General features: G+C 62.3%; 19 protein-coding genes and 1 tRNA gene. 10 read left to right on the top strand and 10 right to left on the bottom strand.

Annotated features, from left to right (window positions below):
• Window positions 1–37: 37 nt before the first annotated feature.
• On the bottom strand, window positions 38–2,572 hold the full coding sequence (locus SPITH_RS07360) for a penicillin-binding protein 1A (protein ID WP_014625038.1): 2,535 nt from the start codon (window positions 2,570–2,572) through the stop codon (window positions 38–40).
• A 128-nt stretch (window positions 2,573–2,700) separates the two neighbouring features.
• Between SPITH_RS07360 and SPITH_RS07355 the strand changes: the two genes are divergently transcribed.
• A complete protein-coding gene (locus SPITH_RS07355) occupies window positions 2,701–3,501 on the top strand; it encodes a class I SAM-dependent methyltransferase (protein WP_014625037.1) in 801 nt (266 codons plus the stop codon).
• A gap of 147 nt (window positions 3,502–3,648) precedes the next feature.
• On the opposite strand, the gene SPITH_RS07350 is transcribed toward SPITH_RS07355, so the two are convergent.
• Genes SPITH_RS07350 through SPITH_RS07315 form a run of 8 tightly spaced genes read right to left on the bottom strand, consistent with a single transcriptional unit; the run spans window position 3,649 to window position 10,283 of the window.
• The gene (locus SPITH_RS07350) at window positions 3,649–4,608 is read right to left on the bottom strand and encodes a PEGA domain-containing protein (RefSeq protein ID WP_014625036.1); all 960 of its coding nucleotides are present in this window, start codon (window positions 4,606–4,608) and stop codon (window positions 3,649–3,651) included.
• Window positions 4,605–5,492 carry a LysM peptidoglycan-binding domain-containing M23 family metallopeptidase gene (locus SPITH_RS07345; RefSeq protein WP_245523352.1) on the bottom strand — a complete coding sequence of 296 codons (888 nt, stop codon included), beginning with the start codon at window positions 5,490–5,492 and terminating at the stop codon, window positions 4,605–4,607. The genes SPITH_RS07350 and SPITH_RS07345 overlap by 4 nt, the downstream gene beginning before the upstream one ends.
• On the bottom strand, window positions 5,492–5,890 hold the full coding sequence (locus SPITH_RS07340; RefSeq protein WP_014625034.1) for a hypothetical protein: 399 nt from the start codon (window positions 5,888–5,890) through the stop codon (window positions 5,492–5,494). Before SPITH_RS07340 ends, SPITH_RS07345 begins: the two co-directional genes overlap by 1 nt.
• Complete coding sequence (locus tag SPITH_RS07335) at window positions 5,887–6,849, bottom strand: tetratricopeptide repeat protein (protein ID WP_014625033.1); 963 nt, start codon at window positions 6,847–6,849, stop codon at window positions 5,887–5,889. Before SPITH_RS07335 ends, SPITH_RS07340 begins: the two co-directional genes overlap by 4 nt.
• On the bottom strand, window positions 6,846–7,829 hold the full coding sequence (locus SPITH_RS07330) for an MlaD family protein (RefSeq protein ID WP_014625032.1): 984 nt from the start codon (window positions 7,827–7,829) through the stop codon (window positions 6,846–6,848). Before SPITH_RS07330 ends, SPITH_RS07335 begins: the two co-directional genes overlap by 4 nt.
• The gene (locus SPITH_RS07325; RefSeq protein WP_014625031.1) at window positions 7,826–8,638 is read right to left on the bottom strand and encodes an ATP-binding cassette domain-containing protein; all 813 of its coding nucleotides are present in this window, start codon (window positions 8,636–8,638) and stop codon (window positions 7,826–7,828) included. Before SPITH_RS07325 ends, SPITH_RS07330 begins: the two co-directional genes overlap by 4 nt.
• Complete coding sequence (locus SPITH_RS07320; protein WP_014625030.1) at window positions 8,635–9,426, bottom strand: ABC transporter permease; 792 nt, start codon at window positions 9,424–9,426, stop codon at window positions 8,635–8,637. Before SPITH_RS07320 ends, SPITH_RS07325 begins: the two co-directional genes overlap by 4 nt.
• A complete protein-coding gene (locus tag SPITH_RS07315; RefSeq protein WP_281047812.1) occupies window positions 9,423–10,283 on the bottom strand; it encodes a PHP domain-containing protein in 861 nt (286 codons plus the stop codon). The genes SPITH_RS07320 and SPITH_RS07315 overlap by 4 nt, the downstream gene beginning before the upstream one ends.
• Before the next feature lie 137 nt (window positions 10,284–10,420).
• Here SPITH_RS07315 and SPITH_RS07310 point away from each other — a divergent pair, with 137 nt between their 5' ends.
• The 3 genes from SPITH_RS07310 to SPITH_RS07300 are packed head-to-tail and all read left to right on the top strand — an operon-like array spanning window position 10,421 to window position 13,691.
• Window positions 10,421–11,398, top strand: a complete 978-nt coding sequence (locus SPITH_RS07310; RefSeq protein ID WP_014625028.1) for a cyclic nucleotide-binding domain-containing protein — start codon at window positions 10,421–10,423, stop codon at window positions 11,396–11,398.
• Window positions 11,395–12,042, top strand: a complete 648-nt coding sequence (locus tag SPITH_RS07305) for a Crp/Fnr family transcriptional regulator (RefSeq protein ID WP_013313525.1) — start codon at window positions 11,395–11,397, stop codon at window positions 12,040–12,042. Before SPITH_RS07310 ends, SPITH_RS07305 begins: the two co-directional genes overlap by 4 nt.
• The gene (locus SPITH_RS07300; RefSeq protein WP_052296267.1) at window positions 12,039–13,691 is read left to right on the top strand and encodes an ABC1 kinase family protein; all 1,653 of its coding nucleotides are present in this window, start codon (window positions 12,039–12,041) and stop codon (window positions 13,689–13,691) included. The genes SPITH_RS07305 and SPITH_RS07300 overlap by 4 nt, the downstream gene beginning before the upstream one ends.
• On the opposite strand, the gene SPITH_RS07295 is transcribed toward SPITH_RS07300, so the two are convergent.
• A tRNA-Thr gene (locus SPITH_RS07295) sits at window positions 13,692–13,763 on the bottom strand. It abuts the gene before it with no gap.
• Window positions 13,764–13,862: 99 nt separating this feature from the next.
• Here SPITH_RS07295 and SPITH_RS07290 point away from each other — a divergent pair.
• The 6 genes from SPITH_RS07290 (at window position 13,863) to tsaD (ending at window position 18,840) form a co-directional block, all read left to right on the top strand.
• Entirely contained in the window at window positions 13,863–14,705 is an 843-nt protein-coding gene (locus SPITH_RS07290; RefSeq protein WP_014625027.1) for a flagellar hook-basal body protein, read from the top strand.
• A gap of 25 nt (window positions 14,706–14,730) precedes the next feature.
• Entirely contained in the window at window positions 14,731–15,525 is a 795-nt protein-coding gene (flgG, locus tag SPITH_RS07285) for a flagellar basal-body rod protein FlgG (RefSeq protein ID WP_014625026.1), read from the top strand.
• 10 nt (window positions 15,526–15,535) lie between these two features.
• On the top strand, window positions 15,536–15,823 hold the full coding sequence (locus SPITH_RS07280; RefSeq protein ID WP_014625025.1) for a rod-binding protein: 288 nt from the start codon (window positions 15,536–15,538) through the stop codon (window positions 15,821–15,823).
• 186 nt (window positions 15,824–16,009) lie between these two features.
• On the top strand, window positions 16,010–16,855 hold the full coding sequence (locus SPITH_RS07275) for a sigma-70 family RNA polymerase sigma factor (protein ID WP_014625024.1): 846 nt from the start codon (window positions 16,010–16,012) through the stop codon (window positions 16,853–16,855).
• Window positions 16,856–16,891: 36 nt separating this feature from the next.
• Complete coding sequence (locus tag SPITH_RS07270; RefSeq protein ID WP_014625023.1) at window positions 16,892–17,827, top strand: divergent polysaccharide deacetylase family protein; 936 nt, start codon at window positions 16,892–16,894, stop codon at window positions 17,825–17,827.
• A complete protein-coding gene (gene tsaD / locus SPITH_RS07265; RefSeq protein ID WP_014625022.1) occupies window positions 17,824–18,840 on the top strand; it encodes a tRNA (adenosine(37)-N6)-threonylcarbamoyltransferase complex transferase subunit TsaD in 1,017 nt (338 codons plus the stop codon). Before SPITH_RS07270 ends, tsaD begins: the two co-directional genes overlap by 4 nt.
• Window positions 18,841–18,864: the final 24 nt, after the last annotated feature.

Below are 18,864 nucleotides of genomic sequence, written 5' to 3'. Positions count from 1 at the left end.
GGTACAAACTATCAAAAAATCTCCATTGTGGAAAGGCTTAGTCGAGCAAGGGATTGGAGGAGAGGTCCAGCTCCTCCTGCGGCGTCGGCGCGATCCCTCCGCCGGGGGTGGCGGACGGTCCGGCATCCAGACTCTCCATGAGGTTCCTGATCTCCGGATCGAGTTCTATCCCGATGGAGAGGGGCAGCTCGTCCGGCGTGTCCTGCACCAGGAGGGAGTCGAAGAGTTTCGATTCCAGGATCTGATCCCGCTCCTGCTCGAACTCCACGATGCTGTCGAATTCCTTGGGTTCCGTGCCGGTGAGGAAGACCTCCGTGCGGACTTCGCCCGTGTAGCCGGGTGGGGGCAGCAGCCCGTGCTCGGTCACCTCCACTTCCACGATCCCCCGTGAGGGTTTGGGGAAGTCCTTGGCCGGCAGGTCCTCGTGGATGGCCTTCATGTAGCGGGCCCACACCGGACCTGCGGTGACCGCTCCCGTCTGGTTGACGCCGAGGGAGTTGCCGGGCTGGTCGAAGCCGAACCAGACGGCCGTGGTGAAGTAGGGGGAGAAACCCACGGTCCATACGTCGGACCAGTTCTGCGTGGTACCCGTCTTGCCGGCCATGGGCATGGGAAACCCTCCCACGAGCTGACGGGCGTACCGGAGGGTTCCCTCCTCCACCGTGCTCTGGAGCAGGCTCGTCATGATGTAGGCGGTCTGGGGGCTGATGAGATAGATGGCGTCCCCCTTGCGCTTCTGCTCCTCGCGGAGCTCCTTTTCCGGTTCGAGCACGATCCTCCCGTTGCGGTCCTCCACGTAGCGGATGGCGAGGGGGGTCACCTCCTTGCCGCCGCTTGCGAACACCGCGTAGGCCCGTGCCATCTGTATGGGGGAGACGGTAATCACGCCCAGGCCCAGGGGATACTTCCGGGGGAAGGTCCGGGCGATCTCGGTCGGGTCGGAGATCCCCAGGAGGAGGGCCGCCCGTTCGATCGCCGAGTCGAACCCGATGGCGTCGAGCACCTTGAGGGAGGGGACGTTCATCGAGTGGGAGAGTGCCTCCCTCACGGTCACGTAGCCCTTCCACTCGCCCCGGTAGTTGAGAGGGGTGTACGGTGTGCCGTCGTCGTTCCAGAAGACCACGGGTGCGTCGTAGATGAGGGTGGCGGGCGTGAACTTCCTGGAGTCGATCGCCGCCGAGTAGTAGAGTGGCTTGAACGAGGAACCGGGCTGCACCTTGGCCTGGACCGCGCGGTTGAACTGGTTGATCTGTTCGAACGAGCTTCCTCCGACCATGGCGAGGATGTAACCCGTATCGTTCTCGAGGGTGATGAGTGCCCCTTCGACCCTCGTGCGACCCCGCTCCTGCTGGCGCTTCCGGTTTTCACGCTCGATGGGGGTGGCGAGCTCCTGTATGTCGAAGAGATTGGTGCTCATCTCCAGCACGGGGAAGAGGTTGTCCATGGCGTACTGCTTCGCGTCCTGCATGCGGCGCTTCTCGCCCGCGGCGATCTCAGGGAGGTCGAAGGCCAGGGAGAGCATGTCGAGCACCGGGATGAACTCCTGCTCGGCCTTGGACCTGGCCCGGGACCTGTTCGACCGGTAGACCGCATTCACCCGGGCGAATCCTTCCTGCATGTACCTGTCGGCCTTTTCCTGGAAGTCGAGGTTGAGGGTGGTGTGGATCACGAAACCATCGGTGTAGATGTTGAAGGTTCCAAGGAGCCGCTCTTCGAGCTGCTGTCGCACGTACTCCGAGAAGTACGGGGCCCTGTCCTCGCGTTCGAAGAAGGCCGAGGTGTTCTGGGGACGGGTGTAGTCGAAGTTGCGCCAGAACTCGTCGAACGATGCCTTGGCTTCCTCCTCGGTGGCATACCCCAGCCGCACCATCTCCTGGAGAACGGTCCACTGCATCTTCTTTGCCCGCTCGGGATGGTTGATGGGGGAGTACCTCGCGGGGCTCGCGAGCTGGATCACCAGCATCACCGATTCGGCGAGTGAGAGCTCCCGGGCCGAGTGACCGAAGTAGAACTGCGATGCGGCCTCCACGCCGTAGGTCCCGGCGCCGAAGTACATGGTGTTCAGGTAGAGTTCCAGAATTTCCTTCTTCGTGAGGTTCCGTTCGAGCTGGAAGGCCCACCACAACTCCTTGAGCTTCCTGGTGATGGTGATCTCCCGTCGATCGGTGTAGAGGTAGCCCGCCACCTGCTGGGTGATGGTGCTCCCGCCGGAGAAGTATTGACCGGTGACGATGTTCCAGAGGGCACGGAAGAAGTTCCTCACGCTGAATCCGTTGTGCCGAAAGAACTCCTGGTCTTCACGGGTGATGAGGGCGTAGATGAGGTGGGGAGGGAGTTCCTCTATGGAGACGATCTCCCGCTTCTCGTGTGAGAAGAACTCGGTGATGAGCCGGTCCTTCACGTCGAGGACCTTGCTCGGCAGCGCCACCTTGCTCCTTCCCACGTCGTAGAAGTGCTCGATGTTGAGGGTTCCGGCGAGGGCGAGACCCACCCCTATGCCCGTGCCGATCGACCAGAGGAGGAGCACGCCTATGAGTACGTTGAGGAACAGAGTGGAGCGCTGCACACCCATACGTAGAGACAGTAGGAGGAGGAGGGGGGTTTGTCAAGGAGGACCGGGTAGGCGATACGTGCGGTCCCCTCTGCCCGAGGAGGGACCGGCCTTGCCGAGCTGGCCCCTCTCTGGTATCCATATGAGGGATGCGGTTCGCGGATCCCCCGGTGGTCACAGTCTCTCTCGGGGCCTCGGAGCGGGAGATCGAGTGGGCGTGCTCGCTCGCGAGAGAACTGGACCTCGTCCTCGTGCCTCGCGGAGAGCGCAGCCTGGAGGATCTGGCGGCCGCATCCGGAGCCTCCGCGGTGCTGGTGGTGGGCAAGGATGGCCTCTCCCTGTTCCACGAAGGGAGACGGTACGTCTTCCACCCCAACATGGCCGTCCTGAGGGTCGATCGCCTCCGGAAGGGGGTGGGGGACAGGCTCGTGGCGGTGGCGGGGCTCGGGGCCGGAGACCGGGTGCTCGACTGCACGTGCGGGATGGCAGCCGATGCCGTGGTGGCATCCTTCGTGGTGGGGGAGGGGGGAGAGGTGCGCGCCCTCGAGGCCTCGCCCGTCCTCGCCTCCCTGGTGCGGGGCGGTCTCGCTTCGTACGTCCACCCCGATGCGAGGCTCTGCGAGGCCATGCGGAGGGTGGAGGTGCTCACCGCCGACTACAGGGACTACCTCGCTCAGGAGGATCCGGGCTCGTGGGACGTGGTTCTCTTCGACCCCATGTTCGAGTCCACCTACGACGCCTCACGCGGGATCGACCTCGTGAGGATCCTCGGGAGGGAGGGACTGCCCGACAGGGAGGACATCGAGAGGGCGCGGCGTGTGGCTCGGCGGTGTGTGGTGGTGAAGGATCGGCCGCCGGGCGCCCTCATCCGTCGTCTCGGGGTCGATGTGGTCCACCGCTCGCGGAAGGTCTGGTATGGGGTTGCGGAGGGGACGGCCTCACGATCGTAGAGATGAAGAAAAAGGGCCGACCCCCGAAGGGCCGGCCGCGGGTCGGTAATGTATAGCGTCTGGGAGGGGAACTATAGCGATTACCGACACCCTGATTATCGACGTATGCCGTCGGAAAATTTACCAAAAAATCTCCGCCACGACCACCTAGTGTGCCGGCTCCTCTATGTGCAGATCGAGGAGCAGGGTGATGGTATAGGTGACGTTCTCGGTGACCTCGAACTCCCTGGTGATGGAGTAATCCCCCACCTTGATCACCACGCTGTGGGTGCCCGTGGTGATGGGGAGCAGTTCCCGGGGCGCCGCGTCTATCTTCTCTCCGTCGAGGAAGATCTCGGCGACCTCGGGCACGTGGAAGAGGAGCGAGGGATGCGCCCTCTCGACCTCCACGACCAGTTCCGTGGTCTTGCCCTTCTCCACCGCGAACGTCTTCTCCAGGGGGGAGAACGCGGGGCCCTTTATGGTGAGGGAGTGGAGGCCGCTCGAGAGCAGGATCGGATCGCCCGTGTAGGAGATTTCCTTCCCGTCTATGAAGAAGGCGCATGCCGGGATTTCCTCGTCGTCGAGGCCCTCTATCCTGAGGCGGAGATACCCTTTCCGGGCGTAGAGAGGGAGCACGGTGCACTCGAAGGCCTGTGAGGAGGCCGAGGAGGGGAGACCCTTCATCACAGGGGTGAGGACGAGGGCGAGGGGGAAGTCGTCGGGTGCGACGGCCGGGGTGGGGAAGACCCCGGGACCTCCGGGAACGAAATCCGAGGAGGGGAAGGGGACCTGTATGACCACCTCGGTGGAGGTCGGGAGGATCTGGAAGAACGTCCGCGTCCCCTGGTAGACCCTCCGCTCCGGGGAGGGCGCGGGAAGGATCCCACGGTACAGAATCCCCGCGATCCCCTGCACACCCTGGAGCTTCCGGGGGACGGTGATCCGCAGCTCGAGCCCTGCGTACAGCTCCCTCTCCTCAGGAGGTATGGTGATCACGAGGACCTCCTCCAGGAAGAGAGGAATGGGGCCTCCGTCCCTGCCGTCCCACACCTTCGTCCTGAGGCCTCGGATCTCCTCCCCCCCAAGGGGCACAGAGAGGAGGAGGATGGCGAGCACGAGCATCATCTTCGCAGGAACTGTAGAGGATCTTTCCATCTCTCCCCCAATTGGGTGCCGAAGTGGAGGTGGGGTCCGGTGGTCAAGCCCGTGGTTCCCACGCGTCCGATCACGGAAGAGAGCACGACCTCCTCTCCCTCGGCCACCGTGATCTCCTCGAGGTGGCCGTAGAGGGTCTTATAGCCCCCCGCGTGTGCTATGATAATATATAGCCCAAGGACCGGATCTTTTCCAGTTGCCACCACCTTTCCTTCGCGGGCGGGATACACGGGCGTGCCTTCGGGTACGGCGAGGTCGATGCCGTAGTGGAACGAGGTCTTTCCCGTGATGGGGCTGATCCTGTGCCCGAAGGTGCTGGTGATCCTCGCTCCCTTCACGGGCATCTGGAAGAAGACGTTGAGGAAGAGGAGGCGTTCCAGAGGGGTGAACCCCTCACCCGGGTGGAAGAGGAAGCGCGTGGACGCTTCTCCCGTGTGGACCACCACCTCCCGGCCCTCGCTGCTCCTGGCTGAGACGGCCAGATACTGCTCGAAGTCGGTGCGCGGCTCGGTGGGGACGAAGAGCCCGGGCTGATTGGGGAGGAGGAGGGGAGTCCCCGGGATGAGATCGTCGGGGTGTTGGAGCCTGTTGAGGGTTGCGATCGCATCGTAGGGGATGTTGGCGGCGGCGGCGATGGTCATGAGGGTGTCGGAGGGGGAGGGCACGTAGAGGTAGAGGAGGAGAGGGGGAGGATCGGCGTCGGTGCGGGATGCGGCGAGGTGGGAGGATGCAACGTCGGCGAGGAGTTGTTTGAAGAGGGGATCGGAGGAGGAGAGGTCCCGGATGAGGGGATACCATGGCTGGGCGAGCGAGGGGAGAGTGAGGATGCACGAAAGGAGGAAGACGCGTCCCATCATAATAGGTATCGGAGGAAGAGGACGAGGAGAAGAGCTGCTCCTGCCACTGCCGCCCCGGCGAGGGGGGACCCGGCGCTCATGAGGAGGAGCCCGCCGATGATCCCTGTACCTCCGAGAATCCATCGGACCAGGCCTTTGAGGAAGGGGACGAGCACCTCTTTCGCATACGCCCGCAGACCCTTCGAGCGTATGCGTACGACGAGACCCCTGAAGAGATGGAAGCCGACGAGGAATGCGGTGAGTCCCACGGTGAGCCAGGCGAGGAGGGGGGACGAGAGCACGGCGAGGCCCCACAGGCCGTAGGCCGCGACGGCTCCCACCAGGGCGATGAGTGCGCAGACCAGCAGGACGTCGAGAAGCGTCTCCACCTCACGCTTGAGCGACTGTTTGTTCACGGCCTCCCTCCTTTGGATCCTTCCTCCTGGTCGGGGAGGTCGGGGCGTCCCTTCAGTATTCCCACAAACCACGAGAGTTCCTCCTCCTTCCCGAGTTTCTCTGCGAGGGGGAGGAGCTTTTCGAGGATCGCATTCACGCGACGGTCCTCTCCCATCGCCGCCCATATGCCCAGTGCCCTGGTGTAGGAGAGATAGGCGAGCTCGTCTTCCCCTCTTTCGAGGTAGAGGTCCCCGAGGGTCGTGAGGGAGAGGGCGATCCCGGGGGCATGTTCGGCCCTCTTGTCATGTGAGAGGGATTCCTGGAGCAGGGCCACGGCGGTCTCCGTATCTCCTTCGGAGGCGGTGATGGAGGCGAGGACGTAGTAGTTGGCGGCGAGTCCCCGCTGATCCTTCGCCCTCTCGTTGAGGGCCGCCGCACGTTCGAGATAGGCCTTGGCCTCCTCCCGTCGCCCTTCCCGTGCGAGCATGAGGGCCATGTTGTGGTACACGGTGGCCACCTTTTCCGGGTGTTCCTTCTCCACGTCCGACGAGGAGGCGATGAGCGAGTCGAGCATCGCTCGTGCCTCCTCCATGTGTCCTGTGCGCTGGAGGAAGGAGGCCCTGCCGGAGCGAACCTCGTATGAGAGGAGCCGGTCGTCGGTGAGGGCGAGAAGTTCCTCCGCCCGGGTGAGGGCCGCCCCGGCTCCCGTCTCGTCGCCTCGGGCGATGGCCACCTCGGCGAGGGCGAGATAGGAGCGGATCACCCCCGGGATGTGGTCCACGGAGAGGTTCTCATGGAGGGCCCGCAGGAAGAGGGCCTCGGCCTGGGCGTAGCGCCCCTTGGTGAAGTAGTCCCACCCGTACGTGAGGTAGGATGCCGCCTGGTTGCGCACCTCGAAGCGTTCCTCGGATACGGGCGGTTGACTCGAGCAGGATGCGAGGATCAAGGGGAGAGCGAAGAGCAGGTGTGCGTGCCTCATCGGAAGGCTCCTTCACGTAGAGGTTCGAGAAGGGTCTCCTGCGTCTGTTCCTCGGCTATCCCACCGCGGATGAGGGGATTGTTCCGGATCCCTTCCAGGACATCCCTTCCCCTCCGGATGGCCTGTTTCCCCTCTTCGAGGGTACCCACGAGTTGGGGCTCGGTCGAGGTGAGGAATTCGGTGAACTGCCTGAGGTTCGAGATCGCCGCCTCGAGTTCGCTGAGACTCGCCTCTATCGTGCTGTAGAGTTCCATCTCGTCGTCGAGTATCTTGGCGAGGGATCCCCGGGCACCCAGGAGCCGGGGGACGAGTCCTTCCACCTCGGACAGCCCTGCGGAGAGGGTCTCGATGTTGGCGGCGATCCCTTCTATCCTTTGGAGCACGGCGCCCAGGGCCACTCCCTCGTTCCCCGAGAGCCCCGCCTCCACCGTGGTGAGGGTCCGATCGAGGGAGAGGAGTACGGTGTTGAGGTTCTGGAGCACGGGCTCCACCTCCCCCAGGAGCCGGGTGATCGCGTCGGCGCCCGGAGGAACGTCCACACGTCCCTCTTCCACGAGGCGTCTCCCCTCCTCGAAGTCGAGCGAGGGGATGAGGCTCCCCTCGGGGAGTGGCGGGGTGGGCGTCTTCCCTTGGTAGAAGACGAGACCCCCTCCCAACCCGAGGGGGTTCGAGACCACGGCGAGCACCGAGTCCTCGTAGACCTTGTCGTAGAACCGATCTTCGATGTAGAGGAAGACCTTCACCCGGTTGTCCTCGTCGAGGGTGATGTCGGTGACCTTCCCGATGGCGAAGCCCTTGAACTGGATGCCCATCCCCGGCTTGATCCCATGGGTTTCGGAGAAGTACGTATAGAAGTGGTAGTTCTTCGAGAACCACCGCTGGTTCACGCCGAGGAGGATGAGGACCCCAACGAGGGCCACGAGGCCTCCCAGTACGAAGAGACCCACGATCTGGGATGCGAAGCGTATCTTGAATTTCATGGTGAACCCCCCTGCCACACGTCTTCTCCATCGAGGAGGGAGAGGATGTCCATGTCGTAACTCGCCGCCTGGCTGAGCACGTCGGAGAGGGCCTCGATGGTCTCGGGATTGGTGCTTCGGATCACCTCCGAGAGGGAGCCGGTCTCCACCAGACGTCCCTCTTTCAGGATGATCACCTCGTCGGCGAGGTTGGCACAGACCCTTGGGTCGTTCGTGGCCGCGATGATGCTCACTCCTTTCCCCTTCTCCTTTCTCAGGCGCTGGATCATCCGCTCACAGACGGCCGGATCCACCGATGAGGTGGGCTCGTCGAGGAAGAGGACGCGCGGTTCGACGAGGAGGGCCCTCATGAACGAGGCGATCTTCCTTTCCCCCAGAGAGATCTGGGAAGGGCGGAGGGAGAGGTCGTCGTCGAAGAGGAACTCCTCGCACATACGCTCGATCCTCCGCAAGAGGGCCTGCCTGTCGGCCGAGGGATCCCTCTGGAGCACCGGGAGGGTGAGGTTCTGGAGCAGGCTCATGTTCGCCCACAGTGCCGCGTCTTGAAACACGAAGGCGGTCTGCCTCCTCATCGAGAGGAGTCGCTCGTGGGAGAGCCGAGTGATGTCCTCCTCCCCGAAGATGATCCGGCCTTTTTCTATCTCTTTGAGTCCGTTCATCACTTTGAGGAGGGTGGACTTGCCCGATCCGGAGAGGCCCATGATCACCGTGGTCATGCCTTCGGGCACCTCCAAGGTGATCTCCTTGAGGATGGATACCCCTTCTATGGTCGCGGTCACCTCTTCCAGGCGTATACAACTCCGTCTCATAGGTAGTACACCAGGGTGAGGAGTGCATCGGCCACGATGCAGTAGACGAATCCCTTGCCTACCGCCTTTATGGCCACCTGCGGTATCTCGGTGGAGGCGCGTTCCACCTGGAACCCGCTGTAGGTCCCGACCAGGGCGATCACGGCCCCGAAGGTGGCGCTCTTCACCAGGGAGGAGAGGATGTCCACCGGCTTCAGCCTGAGGAGCAGGTTGTGGAAGTACTCGGCGAACTGTATGGGGTGGATGAGAGAGGTCACGAAGAAGGAACCCAGGAGTCCGAATATATTGAAGTAGACATTGAGGAGGGTGACGGCCACGATGGCGCCGAGGAACCGGGGTACCACGAGGTAGGAGATGGGGTCTATGCCGAATGCCATGTAGGCCTCGATCTCGTGGGAGACCACCATGGTGCCGATCTCGGTGGCGATGGCGGTTCCCGATCGAGCGGTCACGATGAAGGCCGTGAGGATGGGACCCAGCTCCCGGGTGATCACCGCGATGAGGATGGGGTAGACCAGGTCTCCCTGTCCGAACTGGGGGAGGAGGGAGACGCCCTGGATGATGATGAGGGCCCCTATTCCCAGGGCGAGGAGGGCGATGACGTTGAGGGCCTCCACTCCGGTGAAGAGTATCTGAAGAACGAGGACCCTCCCGGCTTCCCCCCGTCGTTTGCGGAAAAAGAGGACGGTCTCCTTGATGACCGTGGCCACGTACCCTATGCCGTAGAGGATGTCGTGTGTACGAGTGATGGCGCGATTTCCCAAGGAGCTGAGGATGTCTCCGCTCATGTACAGACTCCGCAGTGGGAAAGTCGTTCGATCAGGTCCGGGATGAGGGATGAGGTGATCGTGAGCCCCCCCGCGGTGGTGCCCAGGTCCACATCCCGCCTGTCCTTGCCGTGGAAGTCCGAGCCCGCCGAGACGAGGAGGCCCAGCGAGGCGGCAATCCGGGAGAACTTCCGTGCCTCCTCCAGGGAGTGGGAGTAGTGGTAGGCTTCTACCCCGTCCACCCCCGCCTCACGGTAGTCGGCGAAGCGCCGGACGAGCTGCTCGTCCGGGATCCCGAGGCTCACGGGATGTGCGATCACGGCGAGTCCCCCCGCCGTATGGATGGCCCTCACGGCCTCCTCCAAGGTGCACCCTGCCTTGGGCTCGTAGAAGGGCCTCCCGTAGTTGAGATATTCCTCCATGGCCTCGGGGATGGATCGTGCCAGACCCCTCGCCACCAGAAGGCGGGCGAAGTGCGGACGCGTGACCACCCCTTGCACCTCCTCCATATCCTCGAGGGAGACCTCTATGCCCGCTTCGCGCATCCTGTGGATGATGCGTACATTGCGCTCGTGGCGGCGTCTCCTCAAATCTGCGAGCAGATGTCCGAGCACGGGGTGCGAGGCATCGATCCCGAGCCCGAGGAGGTGGAATTCGCCACCCTCGTGGGCCACTTCTATCTCGATCCCCGGGATGAAGGAGATTCCTTCCTCTCTTGCGGCGCGTGATGCCTCCTCGAGCCCCGACGTAGTATCATGATCGGTGAGGGCGAGGAGGCCGATGCCCAGGCGGGCGGCCTCTTTTATGAGGAGGGAGGGGGAGAGGGCCCCATCCGAGGCGGTGCTGTGCGTGTGCAGATCGAGCCGCATAGCTTCCATACACCTATTACAGTAGGAAAAAACCGACTCCTGCTCAATGCCCCGGGGAGGGGCGGGGAAATCCCGTGGAGGATGGTATACTATATAAATGCTTGATTTTCTCGAGGTATGGTTTTACAGTCGAAAAAGGAGAGGATATGCCCCGAACCGTCCACTACAAAGCGAGCTCCGTGATCTATTTCGAAGGGGATGTGGGAGACAAGGCCTACATCCTCCGCGAAGGAGAGATCGTCCTCACCTCCACCGATCTCGAGACGGGCCAGGAGGTGCACGAACGGATAGGCAAGGGGGAATTCTTCGGTGTCAAGTCGAGCGTGGGGCGCTATCCCCGGGAGGAGACTGCGATGGTCCTCTCCGACGCCGAGGTGCTGGAGTTCTCCGCCTCTGAGTTCGAGGGCTTCCTCCTCAAGAACCCCCGGGTGATGATGAAGATGCTCAAGGTGCTCTCCCGTCAGCTCCGACGTATCCACAAGCGGGTTCAGACCTTGCTCGCCGTCTCGGAGGAGGTGAATCCGGAGGAGGGCCTCTTTTCTATCTGCAAGTACTACATCGAGAAACAGCAGTTCTCACAGGCCGCCTACGCCCTCGGCCGGTACCTCGCCTACTATCCCGACGGCGTCCACGTGGAGGAGGTGAAGGCCGCCCTCGCCCGCGTACAGGCTGCCCAGGCGAGAGGGGGTACGGGTGCGCTTTCCGTCCCGTCGCCCGAGCCCAGGAAGCCCTCCCTCTCGTCCGCGGAGAAGGACTTCTACGAGGCAGAGAGCCTGTTCGGCCAGGAACGGTACGAGGAGGCCCTTGCCTCCTTCATGCGAATTGCGGAGGGATCCGACCAGGAGGATGTCCGGCGCAGGGCCCTCTTCGAGTCGGGGAGGTGTCTCATGGCCATGGCGCGTTACGACGAGGTCATCCAGCACTACTCACGGTTCGCACGGGACTTCTCCGACGCACCGGAGACCTCGGAGGCCCTCTTCCTCATCGCCCGTGCCTACGAGGAGAAGGGCGATGGAGCACGGGCAGGGGCACTCTACCGTAAGGTGCTCTCCCTCCCGGGAGTGAGCAGCGAAGTGGTGAAGAAAGCGCGGAAGGCACTCAGGGGCCTGGAGGAACGGGTATGATGCTCACGGGGCCGTCATTCGACCGATTCGCCGTCTACTACAAGAGGGGTGACATCATCTTCTGTGAGTATGAACCGGGGGACACTTTCTACCTCATCCAGGAGGGGAGGGTACAGATCTCCAAGATCATGGGAGGGCTCGAAAAGACCATCGACATCCTCAAGCCGGGAGAGATCTTCGGAGAGATGGCCATCCTGGAGGAGGCACCGCGCTCGGCCACGGCCGTGGCCCTGGACGACGTGAAACTACTCGAGTTCACCAAGGAGAACTTCTCCCTCCTCCTCGAGGGAAACCCCCAGATCGCCCTGAAGCTCCTCAAGCTCTTCATCAAGCGCATCTATGACCAGAAACGAAGGCTCATGATCCTCACCCTCGACGATGAGCAGGCCAGGATCGCGGACGTGTTCCTCATGCTCGCCGAGTCCCGTCTTCAGGAAGAAGAGGACGAGGGTAAGGGGCTCGTCTTCGAGACCACGGTGGACGACATCGCTCATTGGGCCGGGATGAATCCCACCCGCGCCCGCAACGTGCTCAACCAGTTCGCCTCACAGCACCGGGTGACGCTCCATCCCGACAAGATCGTGGTGCACAACATCAACGATTTCAGGCGTCTGGTGTCCTCCCGGAGACCCATACGGAAATGAGAAGAGCACGGGGAAGAAAGGCACGCCTTGCCCGCTACCGCGAGATCTTCGCCCTCCTCGTGGGATACGGGTTCGACGAGGCCCTCCGCCGCCTCCCGCTGCGGGGCTTTTTCGTGAGGAAAAGACGCGGTGGGAAGGTGGAAGGGCTTCCCTACGAAACGAGGGTGCGACTCCTCCTGGAGGATCTCGGTCCCACCTTCATCAAGTTCGGTCAGCTCCTCAGCAACCGACCGGATCTCGTGCCGCCTCGGCTCGCCCACGAGCTCATGAAGCTCCAGGACCGGGTCGCCCCCTATCCCTCGGAGGAGGCGTTCGCCATCTTCGAGGAGGAGCTCGGAGTCGCTCCCTCGGAGGTGTTCACACGCATAGAACGGGAGCCCATCGCCTCGGCATCCATGGCCCAGGTCTACCGGGCCCATCTCCCATCGGGTGAACAGGTGGCGGTGAAGATCCAACGCCCTCACCTCGAGGAGATCATCGAGACCGATCTAGAGATCATGGAGCGCCTCGGCTCGCTCCTTGAGCAACTCTTCTTCGAGGGGCATATCCCCATGAAGGCCCTTGTCCGGGAGTTCGGGCGCCAGCTGCGGAAGGAGATGGATTTCTCGGGCGAGCTTCGCCGTATCCAGCGTTTCCGGGAGATCCACGCCGGGATGCCCCAGGTGATGGTGCCTCATGTCTACGAACGACTCTCGGGAAGTCGCGTGCTCACCATGCAGTACGTGGAGGGCATTCGGGTGAGTGAGCTGGATGCCCTCCGGGATGCGGGCATAGATCCTGCGGGTATCGCCCGGGTGGGCGTGGAGAGTGTACTCACCCAGATCTTTGTTCACGGGTTCTTTCATGCCGATCCGCATCCCGGCAACATCCTGGTCCTCCCCAACGGGAGCCTCTGCTTCCTCGACTTCGGGGCCATGGGAGTCCTCGATCCGTCCACCAGGATCCACCTCGCCCAGATCTTCCTCGGTATAGGTGAACAGAGTCCTCAGAAGGTGGTCTATGGTCTCCTCTCCCTCTCCGTCCGAAGGGAAGGATTGGACAGGAGACGCCTCGAGCAGGAGGTGTACGACCTCATCCAGGACTATGCCCTCCTGCCTCTCGGTGCGCTCAACGTCAAGGAGGTGATAGAACGCTTCTATCACCTCATCCTCCATCACAGGCTCGTCTTCCCTCCGGGACTCTATCTCTTCTTCAAGACCTTGCTCGCCCTCGAAGCGTTGGGAAGGACCCTCGACCCGGGTTTCCAGCTGGTCGAGTACCTGCAGCCGCACGTGAAACGGTTCGTGGTCAGCACCCTCAGGAAGAACCAACTCCTCAAGAACATCCCCTTCTTCCTCTCGGAGGCCTTCGACAGCCTCAACGAGACGGGGTTCGAGATACCCCAGCTCATCCAGCGACTCAAGGAGGGGAAGGTGGTGGTGGACCTCTCGGACACCGACCTCAAACTCCTCTCCCAGAAGGTGGACGAGTCGACCACCCGGCTCTCCTTGAGCCTCATCATCGCCGCGGCGATCGTGGGCTCGTCCATCCTCATACAGGCGAAGATACCGCCCCTCTGGAACGGGGTCTCGATTCTCGGAATCGTCGGTCTCGCTACGGTGGGGATCCTCGGGGGACTGCTCGTGCTTCACTTTTTGAGGAAATCTTAGAGCCAGAAGTGGGATTCGAACCCACGACCCACGCTTTACGAGAGCGTTGCTCTACCTCTGAGCTATTCTGGCGTGCGCACGGCATATATACCCTATTTCCTCTCGAAAATCAAGAAGCCAGTCCGGCAAAACCGTTAACTCTTCCTGCACGGGGTCGATAATCAAAGTGGTATGATACGTGGATACTACATAGGCGCGAGCGGTATGGCGAGCCAGCTCAACCGGATGGACGCCATCGCCAACAACCTGGCCAACGTGGACCTCACCGGGTACAAACGGGACACCGCGATCTTCAAGGCCTTCCCGGAACTGCTCATCCGAAGGATGAACGACAAGTACTTCAAGGTCCCGTGGGGGTCCATCGACAACACCCCCGTGGTGGGAAAGCTCGGCACCGGGGTGGAGACGAACGAGGTCTACACCGTGTTCGAGCAGGGACCGCTCAAGGAGACCAAGGACCCCTTCCACTTCGCCCTCGAGGGGCAGGGCTTCTTCACCGTGCTCACCCCGCAGGGTGAGCGCTATACGAGGAACGGGTCCTTCATCCTGGGACCCGAGGGCCTGCTCGTCACCAAGGAAGGCTACCCCGTGGTGGGTGAGAACGGGCTCATCCACATCAAGGCCAACAACTTCGTGGTCGACGAAGACGGACGCATCTTCCAGAACGCCCGCTTCGCGGAAGACCCCGACAGGCTCGTAGCCCTCGAGGAGAACGAGTGGGACGAGACGGAATTGGTGGACCGTCTCAAGATAGTGAACGTCCGAAGGCCCCGTTATCTCCAGAAGCAAGGGGACTCGCTCTGGAGGACCACCCGGGAGTCCGGGGAGGCGGAGATACTCCAGGATGGAAGACCGAAGGTGCGCCAGGGCTTCCTGGAAGGGTCGAACGTGAACCCGGTGACGGAGATGGTGCAGATGATAGAGGTGAACCGGGCCTATGAGGCCAACCAGAAGACCATCGAGACACAGGACAGCCTGCTCGGACGACTCATCAACGAGGCGCTGAAGATATGAACATGATGGATGAGGAGGCGGAGATATGATGCGATCGCTCTGGACCGCGGCGTCCGGCATGGTGGGACAGCAGTACCACATAGACACGGTGGCGAATAATCTCTCGAACGTGAACACCACCGGATTCAAGAAGAACCGGGTGGACTTCCAGGACCTCATCTACCAGACCGTCCGCATGGCGGGTACCCCTGCCACCGAGGTGACCGTGGTGCCCACCCCCACACAGGTGGGACACGGCGTACGGGTGGCGGCGAGCAGCAAGATCTTCACCCAGGGGGCCCTCCAGCACACGGACAATGTGAGCGACCTCGCGATTCAGGGCGAGGGGTTCTTCAGGGTCCTCCTCTACGACGGCACCTACGCCTATACCCGTGACGGCTCCTTCAAGATCGACAGCAACGGCCAGCTCGTCACCTCGAACGGGTACCGCCTCATCCCCGAGATCGTCCTCCCCGAAGGCTTCATTGCCGACACCCTCTCGGTCTCGGAGGACGGAAGGGTGACCGTGAAGGTGCCCGGTCAGGACGATCCCGTGGAGGTGGGCCAGATACAGATCTACCGCTTCGTGAACCCCTCAGGACTCCTCGCCGTGGGCGACAACCTCTACAAGGTGACGAACGCCTCGGGTGATCCCATAGGCGGGAGACCCGGATTCGATGGTATGGGCAAGCTCCTTCACAAGTTCCTCGAGATGTCCAATGTCTCCGTAGTGAACGAGATGGTGGAGATGATCGTGGCTCAGCGGGCCTACGAGCTCAATTCGAAGGCGGTGCAGACCTCGGATTCCATGCTCGGCACCGCCGTGAACCTCAAGCGGTAGGAGGACCGCGGTGATCAACCCCCTCGACCTGTATAAAATAGTAGACACATCGGTGACTCCTGGGCTCCCCCGGAAGGAGGATCCGAAGCTCAAGGAGGCAACCGAGGAGTTTGAAGCCCTCTTCGTGAAGATGATGGTCGATCAGATGCGGAAGGGGGTGCCTAGATCAGGGCTCCTCGAGAAGAACATGGCCGAGGAGGTCTTCGAGGACATGCTCTACGACGAGTATGCTCGGCTCATGGCCAAGAGCACCAGGTTCGGTCTCGCAGAGATGCTCTACAAGGAACTCTCCGGATGATCGAGGTGTAGTGAAATGAGAAAAATGTGCTGCCGTGATGTATGAAAAAGCATACAGAAGACGAGGTGACAAATAGGATGGTACGGGGAGGATCTCATGATCCTTCCCTTTTCTTTTTCTTGAAATGAATTGTATGGGTGTTGGATTATGGCACGCTCCTTGCTAGATAATGGACAGGAGTGTGCCATGAGCAGAAAGAGAGTCGTGAAGTACAGCGTCGGAAGGGAAGAGACGGCCTATCTCAGGGAGATCAAGCGCTACAAACTGCTCTCTCCCGAAGAGGAGAGGGAGCTCGGCAAGCGGATACGCCGGGGTGATCCCGTGGCGCGGGAACGGCTCATCACCGCAAACCTCAGGCTCGTGGTGAAGATCGCGCTCCAGTTCTCGGTACCGGATATCCCCCTCCTCGATCTCATACAGGAAGGTAACATCGGCCTCATCCGGGCGGTGGAGAAGTTCGACTACCGGAGGAATATCCGCTTCTCCACCTACGCGGCCTGGTGGATACGACAGGCCATCCACAGGGCGCTCATGAACAAACGTCGGCCGATACGACTTCCGAACCGTAAGGAGGACGTGCTCCGAAAGATAGAGAAGGCGAGACGGCTCCTCGAACAGCGGCTCATGAGGGAGCCCTCCACCGAGGAGATCGCCGATCTTCTCGGCATGGAGAGCGAGGAAGTCGAAGAGCTCATCAACCTGGGCCAGGAGGTGGTCTCCCTGGAAACCCAGATCAACGACGGGAGCATGGACCTCCACGATGTCTGCCCCGGTGGAGCCTCTCCAGAAGAAGAGGTGTGCAGGAAGGCCTGCAGGGAGGATACCCTCACCCTCATACAGCGGACCCTGGATTCCCGAGAGAGCGAGGTCGTGCTCCATCGCTATGCGCTCACCGGACCCCGCTATACCCTCAAGACATTGAGCGAGCAGATGGGGATCTCGCCCGAGACCGTGCGGCAGATAGAGATCCGTGCCCTCCGGAAACTGAGGGAGCGAGCCGAGGTGGTGGGCGATTACGTGCTCTCCCGGTGAGTTGAAGTTTACGCCGGAAACGGCGATATATGAGGTGTGAGTAGTACAGAGAAGCCGTCTCCCCGGAAGAGAAGCGGGAGCTCCCGATCCCGCGGCCGCAGGAAGCCTGCGAGAAAGCGTGCGAAGGCGAAGCGGAGCGCGAAGGGCTTCGGCCTCGTGTGGTTTCTCCTCGGCCTGCTCGCGGGAGCGGTCGCCGTATGGGTGGTGGTGCCTCCCCGTCCGGTGCCCTCTCCCCTCCCTACACCCGTGCCTTCCCCGTCACCCGTCCCCAGCCCGCTCCCGAGCCCCTCTCCCACCCCTCGGGTGGAGGGGGTCCTCTACCTCATCATCGACGATGCAGGGTATTCTCTCGACCAGGTGGCCCCCTTCCTCTCCCTTCCCTTCCCGCTCACTGTCTCCGTGCTTCCGGGTCTCCCCCTCTCGAAGGAAGTGGCCCTCAAGGTGCAGGAGGCCGGCAAGACCCTCTTCCTGCATCTCCCCATGGAGCCCGAGGGGGATGAAGACCCCGGCCCCGGGGCCCTCTATGTCTCCATGTCCTGGAACGAGATCGAGAAGGTGATCGCGGAGGACCTCGCCTCGGTCCCCGGGGTGCAAGGGGTGAACAACCACATGGGTTCTCGTTTCACCAAAGACCCTTTACGAATGGAGTGGATTCTTAGTATCCTTGCCGCCGGCGGTCTCCTGTTCGTCGACAGCAGGACCACGGCCGAGAGCGTGGTGCGGGAGACGGCGCTCAGGCTCGGGGTGCCTGTGATGGAGCGGGACGTGTTCCTGGACAACGAACAGACCGAGGCCTACGTCGAACAGGCCTTCATGCACGCCGTGCAGATCGCCAGGAGACGTGGGAGGGCAGTGGCCATAGGCCACGTGTGGACACGGGTCCTTCCCGGCGTGCTCGACCGAATGGCGGATCGCGCCAGGAATGAGGGCGTGATCCTGGGGGACATACTGGAGGTACTGGAGCGGCGATGAGGATAGTGGGTATAGAGACCTCGTGTGACGAGTGCGGGGTGGCGGTGGTCGAAGACGGACGACGCATCTTGAGCAACGTGGTGGCCACCCAGATAGAGTTCCACAAGCCGTACAGCGGGGTGGTGCCGGAGATCGCCTCCCGGAAGCACGTCGAATGGATAGCGGATGTGTACCTCAAGGCCCTCGATGAGGCAGGGGTGGCCCAGGAGTCCCTCGATGCGGTGGCCGTGGTGAACCGCCCGGGGCTCGTGGGCGCCCTGGTGGTGGGTGTGGCCTTCGCCAAGGCCCTCGCCTATGGGCTCGGGAAGCCTCTCGTCGCGGTGGATCACATCAAGGCCCATCTCTATGCTCCTCTGATGGAGTTCGATATCCCGTATCCGTTCCTGGGACTCCTCCTCTCGGGTGGGCACACCGTGATCGCAGAGGTGAGGAGCTACGACGAGTTTCGAGTGCTCGGTACCACCATTGACGATGCGTGCGGCGAGGCCTTCGACAAAGTGGCCAAGCACTATGGATGGGGATATCCCGGCGGTGTGGTGATAGACCGCCTCGCCCGGAAGGGGATCCCCGAGGCGTGCGCCTTCCCCGACCCCTCTCTCCACAAGGGGAGACACCGGTACGATGTCTCGTACTCGGGGCTCAAGACCGCGGCCATCCATCAGCTCGACCAGTTCTGGAATCCCGAGTACCCCCGGACCGACGAGAACCTCGCCGCAGCCTTCCAGAAGGCCGCCATCGACATGATCCTGAGACGACTCGAACTCGCGGTGGAGGATACGGGTATCCGCCGGATCGTGGTGGGCGGCGGGGTGGCCGCCAACTCGTATCTCAGGAACGCCCTTGGTGCCAGGTCCGATTGGCACGTGTTCTTTCCCTCTCTCCCGCTTTGCGGCGACAACGGTGCCATGGTGGCGGGTATCGCCTATCACTACGCGCGGGAGGGGAAGTTCGCCGCCCTCGATCTCGACGTCCATGCGCGGGTCGAGGCCTTCAAGCCCTATGCCGGCACGTGAGTTCCGGCCGGGGTGAAACTCATC

The sequence above is a fragment of the Spirochaeta thermophila DSM 6578 genome, assembly GCF_000184345.1.
Lineage (GTDB): Bacteria > Spirochaetota > Spirochaetia > Winmispirales > Winmispiraceae > Winmispira > Winmispira thermophila.
Note: the sequence above shows the minus strand (reverse complement) of the source record. Positions and strands in the feature narration are given on the sequence as shown.

Coding starts and splice junctions, on each gene's coding strand:
- tsaD (WP_014625022.1), top strand. CDS start 17,824: ATGAGGATAGTGGGTATAGAGACCTCGTGTGACGAGTGCGGGGTGGCG.
- SPITH_RS07305 (WP_013313525.1), top strand. CDS start 11,395: ATGATGCTCACGGGGCCGTCATTCGACCGATTCGCCGTCTACTACAAG.
- SPITH_RS07320 (WP_014625030.1), bottom strand. CDS start 9,426: ATGAGCGGAGACATCCTCAGCTCCTTGGGAAATCGCGCCATCACTCGT.
- SPITH_RS07290 (WP_014625027.1), top strand. CDS start 13,863: ATGATACGTGGATACTACATAGGCGCGAGCGGTATGGCGAGCCAGCTC.
- SPITH_RS07355 (WP_014625037.1), top strand. CDS start 2,701: ATGCGGTTCGCGGATCCCCCGGTGGTCACAGTCTCTCTCGGGGCCTCG.
- SPITH_RS07330 (WP_014625032.1), bottom strand. CDS start 7,829: ATGAAATTCAAGATACGCTTCGCATCCCAGATCGTGGGTCTCTTCGTA.
- SPITH_RS07300 (WP_052296267.1), top strand. CDS start 12,039: ATGAGAAGAGCACGGGGAAGAAAGGCACGCCTTGCCCGCTACCGCGAG.
- SPITH_RS07275 (WP_014625024.1), top strand. CDS start 16,010: ATGAGCAGAAAGAGAGTCGTGAAGTACAGCGTCGGAAGGGAAGAGACG.
- SPITH_RS07345 (WP_245523352.1), bottom strand. CDS start 5,492: ATGGGACGCGTCTTCCTCCTTTCGTGCATCCTCACTCTCCCCTCGCTC.
- SPITH_RS07335 (WP_014625033.1), bottom strand. CDS start 6,849: ATGAGGCACGCACACCTGCTCTTCGCTCTCCCCTTGATCCTCGCATCC.
- SPITH_RS07350 (WP_014625036.1), bottom strand. CDS start 4,608: ATGATGCTCGTGCTCGCCATCCTCCTCCTCTCTGTGCCCCTTGGGGGG.
- flgG (WP_014625026.1), top strand. CDS start 14,731: ATGATGCGATCGCTCTGGACCGCGGCGTCCGGCATGGTGGGACAGCAG.
- SPITH_RS07315 (WP_281047812.1), bottom strand. CDS start 10,283: ATGGAAGCTATGCGGCTCGATCTGCACACGCACAGCACCGCCTCGGAT.
- SPITH_RS07325 (WP_014625031.1), bottom strand. CDS start 8,638: ATGAGACGGAGTTGTATACGCCTGGAAGAGGTGACCGCGACCATAGAA.
- SPITH_RS07360 (WP_014625038.1), bottom strand. CDS start 2,572: ATGGGTGTGCAGCGCTCCACTCTGTTCCTCAACGTACTCATAGGCGTG.
- SPITH_RS07310 (WP_014625028.1), top strand. CDS start 10,421: ATGCCCCGAACCGTCCACTACAAAGCGAGCTCCGTGATCTATTTCGAA.